This is a genomic window from Winogradskyella sp. (assembly GCF_025210595.1).
GTDB lineage: Bacteria > Bacteroidota > Bacteroidia > Flavobacteriales > Flavobacteriaceae > Winogradskyella.
Genome location: NZ_JAOARH010000124.1, coordinates 1 through 14,346, shown reverse-complemented (window position 1 = coordinate 14,346; position 14,346 = coordinate 1). Strand labels below are relative to the sequence as shown.

Below are 14,346 nucleotides of genomic sequence, written 5' to 3'. Positions count from 1 at the left end.
TTTACTGCGCCATGGTCAGAGCCATTTGCAACAAATAGTTTACCAAACTGTTGGTCTGAGAGTGGAGATAACACATGGGAATATGGTAGTACAAATGGAACTACACCAGCTGGTTTTGCTGATTATGGAGCAAGTAATGTTGCAGACCATACTACAGGTGGTGGAGGTACATTTATAGGAATGGATGGTTCTGATAATGGAAATGGGGAATCAAGCGTTTTATTATCGCCTCTAGTAGATGTTTCAGGTCTTACTACACCACAATTAAATTATTGGGTATTTAGTAATAATGTTGATGATGCAGCATTAAATATTTTACAGGTAGAAGTATACGATGGTGCTGCATGGAATGTTGTAAATACTGTTCAAGCTAATTTAGGTGCTAATTGGATGGAGTATACTACAGATTTATCTACATTAACTATAACAGGAGATGTACAATTACGTTTTACAATAACAGGAGACAATAGTGCAGGTGGATTTACATTTAATCATGATATCTTACTTGATGATATTAGTTTAAGAGAAGCACCTCTTTGTACTCAGGCAGTTGTGAATTCTTCAGTAATTAATGAAGATTGTGCAAATGGGCAGTTCTATGTAGATGTAGATGTTACTACAGTAGGTGATGGAACTCAAATAAATGATGGGACATCAACATTTGCCATTTCAGGAGTAGGAGTTGTTCAAGTAGGTCCTTATGCTTCAGGTGCTTCAGTAACTTTAACATTAGAGCATTCAGATGCAGCATGTGATTTTGGATTAGGATCTTTTTCATATACATGTCCACCAGCTAATAATGATTGTGCAGATGCTATAGCATTAACACCAGGAGCTGTATTTGCAGATAACCCTATTGTAGGTACTAATGTAGGAGCAACAGACTCAGGTGAGTTGGCACCAGGTTGTGCAAGTTATCAAGGAGGGGATGCATGGTATAGTGTAGTGGTTCCTAGTGATGGTATGATAACTTTAGAAGTAAATACACAAACTGGTGGTGTTTCAGATACAGGTGGTGCAGCTTATTCAGGATCTTGTGGATCTTTAACTCTTATAGAGTGTAATGATGATGGTAGTACAAATGGATCGCATCCAATTATAAATGTAAATGACATAGCTTTAGCAAATCAAACGATATACTTTAGAGTATGGGAGTATGGGAATAATGCAACAGGAGAGTTTCAAGTATCTGCATATTCAGCTACTTTGTCAAATCTTTCTTTTGAAAATGCAGCTGCATTTACTTACTATCCAAACCCAGTACAAAATACATTAACATTAAATGCTCAAAACTCTATTGAGAATGTTGCTATGTATAACATGCTAGGTCAAGAAGTATTAAGAGCTACTCCTAATACTGTGAATAGTGAATTAGATATGTCTAGCTTACAAGATGGTACTTACTTTGTGAAAGTTACTATAGCTGGCGTTACAAAAACTATAAGAGTTATTAAGCAATAGGTATAGCTTACTTAGCTTATCAAAAGCCACCTATTAGGTGGCTTTTGTATTTTCTTTAGTTACCTTTGTAGATATGGATATATTAAGCTTTTCATTTATAATTCCTGTATTTGACAGGCCTGAAGAAGTAAGAGAGTTATTAGAAAGCTTTGTGAATCTTGAAGGAAATTTTAATTACGAAATAGTAATCATTGAAGATGGCTCAAAAGATACTTCAGAGGCAGTTATAAATAATTTTAAAGCGCAATTAAATATATCGTATTACTATAAAAAAAACTCTGGTCCTGGTGATTCTAGAAATTACGGAATGAAAAAGGCAAAAGGAAACTATTTTATCATATTAGATTCTGATGTTATTTTGCCAGCGAATTATTTAACAGAAGTTGATGCTTTTCTTTCTAAAACCTATTATGACTGTTTTGGAGGACCTGATGCAGCACATCAATCGTTTTCTAATCTTCAGAAAGCTATAAATTTTTCAATGACATCATTTATTACTACTGGTGGAATTAGAGGTGGTAAGCAGCAGGTTGAAGATTTTCAGCCAAGAAGCTTTAATATGGGTTTATCTAAAAAAGCCTTTATTGATTCTGGTGGATTTGGAAAAATTCATCCAGGGGAAGATCCAGATTTATCTTTGCGATTACGTAAACTAGGATACAAAACTATATTAATAAGAACGGCTTATGTTTATCATAAACGTCGTATATCTTGGTCTAAGTTTTATAAACAAGTGAAAAGGTTTGGACTTGTAAGACCCATTCTAAATTTGTGGCATCCAAAATCTAAAAGTTTAATGTATTGGTTTCCAACTTTGTTTTCATTGGGTCTTATAATAGCTGTATTAATGAGTACACTTGGCATAATGTTGCCATTATATCTTTATGTATTTTATTTTGTAATTGCTTTTATTTTAGCGATAATAAGTAGTAAAAGTATTACTGTGGCCATTTTTGCCCTTTTGGCTATTTTAGTTCAGTTTTTTGGCTACGGATATGGTTTCCTTAAATCTATAATAAACATTACATTATTAAGAAAAAAGCCAGAGGAAACATTTCCTGATTTGTTTTTTTAATAGACATGAACTCAAAGAAAAGATTAAACATATTAGAATATCTAAAAAAGCGAAATGTAAAGCGCTTTAGCATGTTTGTAGCAATTGCATTTGTATTCTTAATTATTTCAAAACTTTCGAACGATTATAAACAGATTATACATCTGGACGTAAGATTAGTTGGTGTAGAAGAAGAAATTATCCTTACGGAAGATTCTTTGAATACAATAAATGTTTTAGTAGAAGCTAAAGGCTTTGCTTTAGTACCTTATGTTTTTAATAATTCTAAATCTTTAGTTTTAGAGGTAAATAAAGACGTTATTACAAAGCAAAGAGAATATATTTTTGATGTGCAAAAGCATAATTTTCTTATTGAAGACCAATTAGGATCTTCATACAAAATATTATCCTTAAAGCCAGATACATTGTCATTACCTTTTTCAAAAAGAGCTTCAAAATATGTGCCAATAGCGATAAATTCTAACATAGGATATGCTGCAGGTTTTGATATTAAAGGAGATTATAATTTAAGTGTTGATAGTGCTAAAATAGTTGGGTCTACAGATAGATTAAAAGAAATTACTCATGTATCTACAAAGCAATTAAAGCTTAAGGGAGTTAATAAAAGCATAGACAAGACGATTAAGTTGGTAAAGATTGAAGATGTAAATATTTTTCCCGAATCTGTAAATGTCTCAGCAGAGGTAAAACGTTTTACAGAAGGCGTCATAGAAGTACCAATAATTATTACCAATAAGCCAAAAAATGTTGTAATTAATTATTTTCCCAAAACAGTATCTGTTTCATATTATGTAGATTTAGAAAATTATAATTCTATTATGTCTAACGATTTTAGTGTTGAATGTAATTTTAGAGATATTAGTGATAATCAAATGTATTTTGTACCTAAGATTACTAAGAGTCCTAAGTTTATAAAACGTATGCATATTAAACAAAAGCGCGTTGATTTTATAAAATTATAAAATCAATTAATTATCAAAATTTAAATGTGTGAAAATAGTTGGTCTTACAGGAGGAATTGGAAGCGGAAAAACGACTATAGCAAAATGCTTTGAGTCGTACGGTATTCCTGTTTATATTGCTGATAAAGAAGCCAAAGCTTTAATGAATCGTTCTAAAGTTATTAAGCGCAAACTTATTCAATTGTTTGGTGATTTGGCATATAAAGACAATGAGCTTAATAGAGAATATTTGGCTTCAAAAATTTTTAATGACAAAACACTTTTGTCCAAAATGAATGCTATTGTTCATCCTAAGGTTGCTTCACATTTTAAGCGTTGGTTAAAAAAACAAGATGCACCCTACATAATAAAAGAAGCAGCTATTATTTTTGAAAACAATTTAGAATATCAATACGACTATATTATAACAGTTGTTGCAGAAGAAGGATTAAGAATTGAGCGTGTAATGCAGCGAGATGATGTCAATCAAAAAAAAGTAGAATCTATTATTAGAAATCAACTTTCAGATGAAGAAAAAGTTGAAAAATCTCACTTTGTTATTGTCAATGATAGTTTAGCCGATGCTAAAAAACAAGCTAATGAAATTCATGAAATCTTACTTCAAAAAACAATATAATTATAAGACTTCTGTTTGTTAATGTAAGGTTAAACATAATTTATTCTAAATGTTAAAATGTTAAATTTGACTGATGAGTAAAAAACTATTCATCTTATTGGTGATTTTAATGAGTTTGTCTCTCATTGGAATAATTTTTGTGCAATCATTTTTTATAAACAATAGTTTAGAAAATGAGGAAAAGAATTTTACGCTGAGTGTAACTAGAGCGTTGAGTTTTGTTTCAAGAGACATTCAAGATTATGAAATAAGAAAATATTACGGTCTAATTCAGCCTTATATCGCTGAAAATAAAAAGCCAGATTCAACGGTAATTAGACATTTGTATATTACCGCACCAGATGATGTAAATGATCAAACCATTATTCATCGCAATACTATATTAGAAGAGCGTTTTAAAGTGCCTTCTTTGTTCTTTGAAATAGATACAGACAGTATAGATATAAGTAATTATACTAGCGAGCGTACTACAGATTTTTATGATAGGTCAACAATAGACGGAAATTTAGGAATTAAACCATCTAAGACATTAGTAGAGTTCTCTAATCTAACCGAGATTGATAAAAAAGCTTATGAAGATTCTTTTAAGACCTTACTTAGAAAAGTACCAATACATAAAAGGGTAAGCATTTTACAGATTGAAACGTTACTAAAGCGAAAATTAAAAAGTGAAGGTATAGATTTAGGTTTTGAATTTGCCATATATGATGATGATTTGGCAACTAAAGTTCAAACAAGAAACTTTGAAAAAAATAATGCCTATTATGGAATACCTATCTTTATAGACAGTAATAATGAAAGTAGTTATAGATTGTGGCTAGATTTTCCAAATAGAAAAAAGTATTTGGTATCCACAATATTACCTATGATTGTGCTCTCTATTGTTTTTACAGGTGTAATTATTTTGGCATTTTCTAGTGCGATATACCAATTAATAAAGCAACGCAAAATATCGCAGATAAAAACCGACTTTATTAATAATATGACGCATGAGTTTAAAACACCAATTGCCACTATAAATTTAGCATTAGATGCCATAAAAAACCCAAAAATAATTGCAGACCAAGACAAGGTGAAACGTTATTTGGGTATGATTAAGGATGAAAATAAGCGTATGCACGCGCAAGTAGAAAACGTATTGCGTATATCTAAACTAGAAAAAAATGAGCTAAATATAAGTAAGGAGCGTATGAGGCTTCACGACTTAATTGAGGATGCTATAACCCATGTAGAGTTAATTGTAGAAGATAGAAAAGGGTATGTGAAAACACATTTAGAAGCTGTAAAATCTTCAGTTTTAGCTAACGAAACACATTTTACAAATGTGATCGTTAATATTTTAGATAATGCCATAAAGTATTCAGATGATGAGCCAAAGATCGATGTATACACAGAAAATATTGCAAACAATATTATTCTAAAGATTACAGATCAAGGTAATGGTATGTCTAAGCAAGTTGCCAAGCGTGTATTCGAAAAATTTTATAGAGAGCACACAGGCAATGTACATAATGTAAAAGGGCATGGGTTAGGATTAGCCTATGTAAAAAGAATAGTAGATGACCACCAAGGTCATATATCAGTAGAAAGTGAAAAAGGAAAAGGCAGTACTTTTATTATAAAGTTGCCATTAATATCATAAAAACGAACCATGGAAGAACAAAACAAGAAAATTCTTTTAGTTGAAGATGATCCAAATTTTGGAACTGTTTTAAAAGATTATTTAATGATGAACGATTACGACGTTGTCCATGCCAAAAATGGAATGGAAGGTTTTGAGAAGTTCAAAAAAGACGATTACGATCTATGTATTTTAGATGTAATGATGCCTTATAAGGATGGTTTTACTCTAGCTAAAGAAATACGCGAAAAAAATACCGAAGTGCCTATTATCTTCTTAACAGCAAAAGCAATGAAAGAAGACGTACTTAAAGGTTATAAAGTAGGTGCAGACGATTACCTAAATAAGCCTTTTGATAGCGAAGTCTTATTAATGAAGATTAAAGCTATTATGCAACGTAAAGCAACAGACTCAGTAGCAGATAGCAAACAGTTTGAGTTTAAGATTGGACGTTTTGATTTAAATTCTAAGCTTCGTTTTCTTAAGTTAGATGGTGGAGAACCAACAAAGTTATCACCAAAAGAAAATGAATTACTTCGTTTGTTAGCATTACACGAAAACGATTTAATGCCTAGAGAGTTAGCATTAACAAAAATTTGGAGAGACGACAATTACTTTACTTCTCGTAGTATGGATGTGTATATTGCTAAACTTCGTAAATATTTAAAACCAGATCCACATGTGGAAATATTAAATATACATGGTGAAGGGTTTAGGTTGGTTATCAATGGAGTTGATAAATAGAAAATATAAAACCGATACAATTGTATCGGTTTTTTTATAGCTGTTCTTTAATGGAATTTATAATAGCTTCTGTATCTGTTTCGTAGTTAAACCACAGTACGCTATCATCTTTTCTAAACCAGGTTAATTGACGTTTGGCAAAGCGTCTTGTGTTTTTCTTTATTTCTGAAATGGCAAAATCTAAACTGTAGTTGCCTTCAAAATATTGAAATAATTCTTTGTAGCCTACTGTATTTAATGCGTTTAAATCTTTGAAGGGAATTAGTTTTTCGACTTCTTCAACAAGCCCTTCATTAATCATAATATCTACACGTTGGTTTATTCTATCATAAATTATAGAACGCTCTGCATCTAAGCCAATAGATATGGTTTTAAAATCGCGTGTTTTTTCAGTGTTGGTTAAAAATGAAGAGTAAGGCTTACCTGTACCAATACATATTTCTAAAGCTCTTATGACTCTTTGCGGATTATCAATAGCTATGATTTTGTATGCCTTTGGGTCTAATGTTTTTAGTTGTTCTTGTAAGGATAATAAACCTTCATTTTTTAATTTTTCATTTAAATCTAATCTAATATCTTCATTTACATTAGGGAGATCGTCTAATCCTTTAGTAACGGCTTTTACATATAGTCCAGAGCCACCAACCATAATAGCAACAGGATTAGAGCTGTGAATTTTTGAAATGGTGGAAATAGCATCGCGTTCAAAATCGCCAACAGAATAATTGTCTTTTATAGATTTATGCTGAATAAAATGATGTTTTGCAGCTTTTAGTTCTTCAATAGATGGTACAGCAGTACCAATATTCATTTCTTTATAAAACTGTCTGGAGTCCGCAGAAACAATTTCGGTGTTAAAATGTTGTGCTAACTTAATACTAAGCGCAGTTTTACCAATAGCTGTTGGTCCTATTACTGAAATTAGAGTTTTATTCATGTTATAATTTGTGACCGCATTGATGGCAGAATTCGGCATCATCTCTATGATGTTCTGATGCGCAACTTGGGCAGGATTGAGTGTTTGTTTGTACGTCTTTTTTGCTAACTTTAGTCATCTCTGAAGAGACAATACCTGTAGGTACCGCAATAATACCATAACCCATTATCATTATTATTGAAGCAATAAATTGCCCTAAGGGTGTTATTGGTGCAATATCACCATAACCTACCGTAGTTAGCGTAACAATAGCCCAATATACGCTTCGAGGTATGCTTGTAAAACCACTTTCTTTACTTTCTACTAAATACATTACTGTACCTAGAATAATACATAGTATTACAACAAAAAATAAGAAAACGGTAATCTTTGCTCTACTCGCTTTTAAGGCTCTAACAAAATTTGTAGATTCTCCAATATATCTGGTTAGTTTTAATACTCTAAATACTCTCAATAGACGTAATGCTCTAAAAGCAACAAGTGGTGGTGAACCAGCAAAAAACAACGTTAGATAATTTGGTATGGTTGAAAGTAAATCAATAATACCATAAAAGCTGGTAATATACTTTATAGGCTTTTTTACCACAACGATTCTTGCTATATATTCTATAGTGAATAAAATGGTTATAATCCATTCCGAAATGTCTAAAATATCATGATACTTATTGTCAATCCATTCTACACTTTCTAACATTACCAAAACAATACTGGCAATAATTGCAAAAAGTAAAACGACATCAAAGAGCTTTCCTTTAGGTGTATCTGCTTCATAAATGATTATATGAAGTTTAGATCGCCAGTTTTGTTTTTTATTTTCTTTCACGTTTTAAAATACTAAAAAGTAGATTTATTGTTTTTCTAACACTATTATACTATTCTTTTGAGCTTCTATAACTTTATCCATAAAGGTTTTTAAATATGGGTAATATTCTGATTCGTATATGGCTTTATCAAATTTAACTTTGAAGTATAAAGATAATTTATTGTTTTTGGCTTCATAATTACATATAAATGAACCAGATTTGTTTGGTAAAGCATAGTTTAAGGATTTAGGTATTTCAAGAATTTTTAAATCATTTCCAAGATCAATGCTCATAACATATAGATAAGAATCTTTATACCCAAAGTCAATAGGGTATGTTCGTTCTTGTATTTTAAAAGGGTTTTCTTCAAAAAAAGTAATTAAAAAAGGATTGAGGTAGATTTTGTTACCAATAAATTCTGGCTCAAAAGTAAAGTCAATACGTTCTTTAAAATTCAAGTCTTTTTTATCAAAATCTAATACTTCAAGATTGTTTACTTCAAAATTGGTATAATTCTCAGCTTTTATTTTTTTGTAATTCTGAATGTTTTCATCAAATTTACGTTTTAATGCATGTGAATGATAACCCGAAAAGTTACTTGCTAATTCTCCAGAAATTGATGTTTCGTCAAAAGAATTTAACTGAACTCTATGTTGTCTTACAGAATATTTTTTTGGATCAATATCCACCCAATAACTTCCTTCTTTTAAATCCATTAATCTTCCATATTGGTTAAGGCATCTATAAGGTAACTCTCCAAAAGATAAATATGGATTTGTGGCATCTAAAAAATAGGTGTTACCATTTATTTTTACGCTAACAATTACATAATCAAATTCTGTAAGTATAGGATATAATTTAGTAGCTAGTCCACGTTCTCTAGTAGATATTAATACAGGATATACTTCAAAATTTTCATTAAATAGCAGATTAAGTAATAATAAGTTAATTTCAAAAGCGTTGCCTACTTTATCTTTTAATAAATCTTTGACAGAAGCGTCAAAACGGCCATATTTTTTATCCCAATTGTAGTTGTCTAAAACATAGTTGTAAATGGCTTTAGCCTTATCTAATGGTTCTCCAATATTACTTATGTCATTAGGTAAAACTTTTTTAACAAGGCTTTTTTTGTTAATCTGTTTACCAAAATCAGAATCGTTTTTAAATTCTCTGTCTGCATATTCCCATGTATTAGTAATCTTATCAACACTTCCATCAAAACCACGTAACACACTAAGCTCATATTCAAGTCTTGACATATAATTTAGAGGTGTAGTAGTAAAGCCCTCGTCTTTATATGCAGGTATTTCTTTCATTATATATTTAGAAACAGAACAATGTGCAAAACCTCCATTACCAACTTCTAAGCATTTTTTTTCAAGCTTAGTGTCATTTGTGGCTAATGGTATATTACCAACTAGTTTTATATGGTATTCGTAATTTCCTGGTATACTTGTATTATATTCGCTATATAAAACTGGATCTTGTCCTTGAAAATACCATGGTTGATATTTGGATATAAATTTAGATTCTGTTTCATAGCTTATAGTAATAACGCTACCTACTTTTACTTTTGGTAATACAATTTTAACTAATGTATAGTTTTCGTTCTCTTCTTTAAAAATACCGTTTTTTTTGAGCTCTATTTTCTCTATTTCACCATTAACGAGATTAAAGGTAGCACCTTTAATGTTCCTTATGGTTTCTTTAGACGATTTGCCTTTATATAGTTTTACCTTAAATTCACCTCGCTCTATACCATCAGTTTTAAGGATTTTAATTTTTTGTTTTAGCTGAAATACTAACTTAAACGTTTTTTTATCAATATAACTGTTTCCATAGTCATATATAACTAGCGCATTTGAGGAAGAGTCTTTTGCATAGGTATTGAGTTTTAAATCATTTTTTAATACTTGCATACCAATATTGTAATTTTGACCAAGGCAAAAAACAGAAAAAAGTAATATAGCTATCGTAAAGTTTAATTTCATAATTAATCTTTTAGTTGAATAATTTTTATACGCTTATTTTTGCGTATATAACTCTGAATGATATGTTGATTATCTTTATTGTTTTCCATTGGAGTTATTAGAGATTGCAACACTTCTTTGTTATTAATTTGGTGGTTAAGATCAAAAAAGCCCATACCTTTAAAAATTCCATTTTCTATTAAGTAAACACTTTTCTCATCGAGATCTCTTCCTTTGTCAATGATGAGCATGTTTTTATTTTCGTAACTATGTTTTTCTATTAAAGCGCTTACACGTTTATTATAATCTTCTGGTAGTTCTTCATTTATGCATGCTCCATAGCATTCTTTTACATTATATTCAAAACAACTTGTACTAGAAACGTATAAACCAGTGAGCTTTTGGCAAAGGTTGTAATCTTGAGTAGCTTTAAACATAAAGTGCTTGCCACTAGATCTGGTGCCAAAAGTTGTAATTGGTAATTCTCGACCATTTGCTTTATCTATTTTTAGATTAAGATAACCGTTTTCATCTTTAAAACTATAAAGCGCATGTGTAAAAATAGTTCTTCTTAATGCACGATTAAAAATGGGTTTATTCTTCTTTATTTCTTCACTTTCTTTTAATAGAGCTGCTAATTCACTACCTGTTTTTTCATAAGTTACAGCACTTACCAATGCCTGAATTTTTTTAGACTTTGAGCTTTTGTTGGTGAAGTGTTGTGTTATGCGCTTTTTTATATTTCTGCTCTTACCTATATAAATAATATCACCATTTGCATTATGAATATAATAAACGCCTGTATCTGTAGGTAGTTCTTCTATTATGTCTTTTAAATTAGTAGAGAGGTTAGATTTTTTTTCAATTTTTATGGCATTTTTAATGATGGTTTTTTCAAGGTCTTTGTTCAGTAACATTTTAAATAATTTTACTGTAGCCTGAGCATCACCATTAGCACGATGCCTATCACTTACTGGAATACCAAGGGCACGTGTTAGTTTACCTAAGCTATAAGACTCCATATCTGGTATTAGCTGCTTAGATAATTCTACTGTACAAAGGGTTTTTCGTTTAAAATTAAAGCCTAATCGTTTAAATTCTGTTTTAAGAATACGGTAATCAAAATCAGCATTGTGAGCAACGATAATACAATCTTCTGTTATTTCTACAATACGCTTAGCAACTTCGTAAAACTTAGGAGCATTCTTTAGCATATTAGAGTTAATGCCAGTAAGGTTAACTACAAAAGGTTGAATCTCTCGCTCTGGATTTACCAAGGAAATAAATTGATCAATGGTCTTATGACCATCAAAACGATAGATAGCAATCTCTGTAATGCCTTCTTCATTGTACTTACCACCAGTGGTTTCTATGTCTAATATTGCGTAAATTAGTTAAAGGTTTAAAATATAATTTTGCTTTCTACTTACAGATAATTCCTAGCGCCAAATATACTACTTCCCACACGAATCATATTACTACCACATTCAATAGCTAATTTGTAATCTCCACTCATACCCATACTTAGTGTTTTGAGCTTTGAGTTTTGAGCCTTGAGTTTGTTGAAAAATGAATTTAAGTATTTAAATTCATTCTCTATTTGCTCCATATTATCTGTAAATGTTGCCATTCCCATTAGCCCAACAACATTCACATTTTTTAATTCTGAAAATTCTTCAGATTGAAGTAAAGCAGAAGCTTCTTCGGCAGACATACCAAATTTACTGTCTTCTTCTGCTATTTTTATTTGAAGCAAGCAGTCAATAATTCTATTATGTTTTAAGGCTTGCTTATTTATCTCTTTTAATAGCTTAGTATTATCTACACCATGAATTAAGCTCACAAATTCAGCCATATATTTAACCTTATTGCGTTGTACATGACCAATCATATGCCATATAATATCTTTTGGCATCTGTTCATGCTTTTCAGCCATTTCCTGAATTTTGTTTTCACCAAAAACACGTTGACCAGCATGGTATGCTTCCATTAAATCACTTACAGGTTTGGTTTTGGAAACAGCTACAAGTGTAACGCTGTTGGGTAAAGTAGACTTAATATTCTGAAGGTTTTGTTTTATACTCATTTAAATAGTTTGCTGTTGAGTTAAACGAATAAATAACTATACGATTAAACTTTTTTAATACTCATAAACGGTAACTCCACTTCTTAGTTTTGGTAAAATATAAGTACTTTTTGGTGGCATTTTTAGACCTTCATCCGCAATTTCTTTCATTTGTTGTACTGTTGCTGGGCACATGCCAAAACCAACCTTAAACTCGCCACTATCTACACTACTTTTTATGGTAATCATTTCGTGTTTGCCATGCACATATTCTATTCTACTATCATTTCGTAAATCATCTATACCCAAAATAGGTTGTAAAATAGTTTTGTAAAGTAATTGCGCATCTAATTTTTCTAGCGCAGTATCAAACTTGTAAATGGTTTTCCTTAAATACAGCGAGTAAAATTCACCATCTAAATACATGCTAAAATGATGAGGTTTAGAAGGACTGTAAGGTGTTAATCCTCTGTTTTCAATTCTATAGATGGCATCAAGTTTTATTAAAAACTCTTTTTTGCTTAACCCATTTAAATCTTTAACTAAACGACTAAATTCCTGAATTACCAAATCAGATTCTGGTATTAAATAAGACATAAAAAAGTTATAAGACTCTGTACCATTATGATTGGCGTTGTTTTCTTTTTCATTTTTATGCAATAAATAAGAAGAAGCTGATCTATGGTGGCCATCTGCTATATAGATAGTTTTTATGTTATTAAATTCTTCTTGAATAGCTTTAATGGTCTCTTTATCGTCTATTTTCCAAAGATAATGTGTGTCTTTGTAGGTCATCGTAAACTCAAACTCTGCATGACCTTTTTGAGTTTCTTTAATGATATTGGCTATAACTTCATTATCAGGATAGGTTAATAACACGGGCTCTGCATTAAAACCTACGGTTTGTATATAGTTTTTAAATGTTTCTTCGCGTTTTGCTATGGTTTCTTCGTGCTTTTTAATGATATCTTTTTCATAATCTTCAGCACTTGTTGCAGCTATAATACCATTAAAAACCTGTTTGTTTCTGTTTACGATTTTGTAAACATAAAGTGAAGGTTCTTTATCGGTAACAAAAATGCCATCTTCTTTAAACTCTTGGTAACGGTTTTTAACAAGCTCATAGCGTTTATTGCCAGTTACTTCTTGATCGTATTTATAACCAGGATTTACAATATGAAGAAAACAATATGGATTATAGTTCATACGAGATTCTCGCTCAGCTATTGTATAGCTCTGATAAGGACGCGAAGCAACCAAGCCAACAACAGCTCTTTTTGGTTTAACTGCTTTAAAAGGAATTATTTTTGCCATTTTTTATCTGTTTTTACTGATGAATTCTGTTGGATCTAAATATCCTTTGGTAATTGTAGAGTATCCACCACCAATTTCTAAATCTACAGAATCCCTAATTTCTAAATGAAGATGAGCATAATATATGCCATCACAATTTCCGATTGTTGCAATTTGATCACCTTTATTTACAAATTGATTTGGTTTAACATAAATAGAATCGCAGTGTGCGTATAAAGATTCATAAAGTTTACCTTTATACAAGTGAATGATTCTTATCACATTTCCCCAACCTCCTTCATAATCTTTAGCTTCACTAATATAACCATTTCCAATAGCATATATTGAATCTCCTAAATCTGAGTTTCCACCACCAACACCATTCCAATCATCTCCTAAATGATTGTTTTCTTGAAATTTTTGTGCATTATAGTAGCCTTTACCATCTGGTTTACCTACAGGAAAATCAAATCCATTAGAAGCAACAAATTCTATGTTTTCTTCAAATATTTTGAAATACTTAATGTCTTTACTAATCTCAATTTTGGGTTCTGTTTTAATAATTTCATTTTGAGAGCCAAGACCTTCTTTGTTAATTTTTCTATTCATATTATTACATGATAATATGAATAGAAAAATTAAGAAGTTGAATTGATTTTTCACAACTCGGTTTTTAATTATGATGTTGCCAGATTTTTTGCACTCGCAATGACATTTATTGTCTTATTTTGAAAATTGAGAAGCTACCTTTTCAGCCTTACGACTTTCAGAATAGTCATAGAAACCTTCTCCAGATTTT

The 14,346-nt window shown here is 30.8% G+C and carries 13 protein-coding genes; 6 read left to right on the top strand and 7 right to left on the bottom strand.

All coding sequences use genetic code 11. From position 1 onward, the window contains the following. The 6 genes from N4A42_RS12630 to N4A42_RS12605 form a co-directional block, all read left to right on the top strand. On the top strand, positions 1-1,461 hold a 1,461-nt coding region (locus N4A42_RS12630), incomplete at its 5' end, for a T9SS type A sorting domain-containing protein (protein WP_294074573.1). 73 nt (positions 1,462-1,534) lie between these two features. Continuing rightward, the gene (locus N4A42_RS12625) at positions 1,535-2,536 is read left to right on the top strand and encodes a glycosyltransferase (RefSeq protein ID WP_294074577.1); all 1,002 of its coding nucleotides are present in this window, start codon (positions 1,535-1,537) and stop codon (positions 2,534-2,536) included. 5 nt (positions 2,537-2,541) lie between these two features. After that, positions 2,542-3,498, top strand: a complete 957-nt coding sequence (locus N4A42_RS12620) for a hypothetical protein (RefSeq protein WP_294074571.1) — start codon at positions 2,542-2,544, stop codon at positions 3,496-3,498. A 28-nt stretch (positions 3,499-3,526) separates the two neighbouring features. After that, positions 3,527-4,114 (top strand): dephospho-CoA kinase, encoded by a 588-nt coding sequence (gene coaE, locus N4A42_RS12615; protein ID WP_294074569.1) that lies wholly within the window; start codon positions 3,527-3,529, stop codon positions 4,112-4,114. A gap of 73 nt (positions 4,115-4,187) precedes the next feature. Next, positions 4,188-5,756, top strand: coding sequence for a HAMP domain-containing sensor histidine kinase (locus N4A42_RS12610; protein ID WP_294074566.1), 1,569 nt, complete (start codon positions 4,188-4,190; stop codon positions 5,754-5,756). A 9-nt stretch (positions 5,757-5,765) separates the two neighbouring features. Next, positions 5,766-6,479, top strand: a complete 714-nt coding sequence (locus N4A42_RS12605; protein WP_294074564.1) for a response regulator transcription factor — start codon at positions 5,766-5,768, stop codon at positions 6,477-6,479. 34 nt (positions 6,480-6,513) lie between these two features. Here the strand turns inward: N4A42_RS12605 and miaA are convergent, their stop codons facing one another. The 7 genes from miaA to N4A42_RS12570 are packed head-to-tail and all read right to left on the bottom strand — an operon-like array spanning position 6,514 to position 14,156. Continuing rightward, positions 6,514-7,416, bottom strand: coding sequence for a tRNA (adenosine(37)-N6)-dimethylallyltransferase MiaA (gene miaA / locus N4A42_RS12600; protein WP_294074561.1), 903 nt, complete (start codon positions 7,414-7,416; stop codon positions 6,514-6,516). Between the two features lies 1 nt (position 7,417). Further along, on the bottom strand, positions 7,418-8,239 hold the full coding sequence (locus tag N4A42_RS12595; RefSeq protein WP_294074560.1) for an ion transporter: 822 nt from the start codon (positions 8,237-8,239) through the stop codon (positions 7,418-7,420). A 24-nt stretch (positions 8,240-8,263) separates the two neighbouring features. Then, positions 8,264-10,210, bottom strand: coding sequence for a DUF3857 domain-containing protein (locus N4A42_RS12590; protein ID WP_294074557.1), 1,947 nt, complete (start codon positions 10,208-10,210; stop codon positions 8,264-8,266). Positions 10,211-10,212: 2 nt separating this feature from the next. Continuing rightward, positions 10,213-11,580, bottom strand: coding sequence for an exonuclease domain-containing protein (locus N4A42_RS12585; RefSeq protein ID WP_294074575.1), 1,368 nt, complete (start codon positions 11,578-11,580; stop codon positions 10,213-10,215). A 35-nt stretch (positions 11,581-11,615) separates the two neighbouring features. Next, positions 11,616-12,275 carry a YggS family pyridoxal phosphate-dependent enzyme gene (locus N4A42_RS12580; protein WP_294074554.1) on the bottom strand — a complete coding sequence of 220 codons (660 nt, stop codon included), beginning with the start codon at positions 12,273-12,275 and terminating at the stop codon, positions 11,616-11,618. 54 nt (positions 12,276-12,329) lie between these two features. Beyond that, positions 12,330-13,568 (bottom strand): DUF1015 domain-containing protein, encoded by a 1,239-nt coding sequence (locus N4A42_RS12575; RefSeq protein WP_294074552.1) that lies wholly within the window; start codon positions 13,566-13,568, stop codon positions 12,330-12,332. 3 nt (positions 13,569-13,571) lie between these two features. Then, positions 13,572-14,156 (bottom strand): M23 family metallopeptidase, encoded by a 585-nt coding sequence (locus N4A42_RS12570; RefSeq protein ID WP_294074550.1) that lies wholly within the window; start codon positions 14,154-14,156, stop codon positions 13,572-13,574. Positions 14,157-14,346 lie beyond the last annotated feature (190 nt).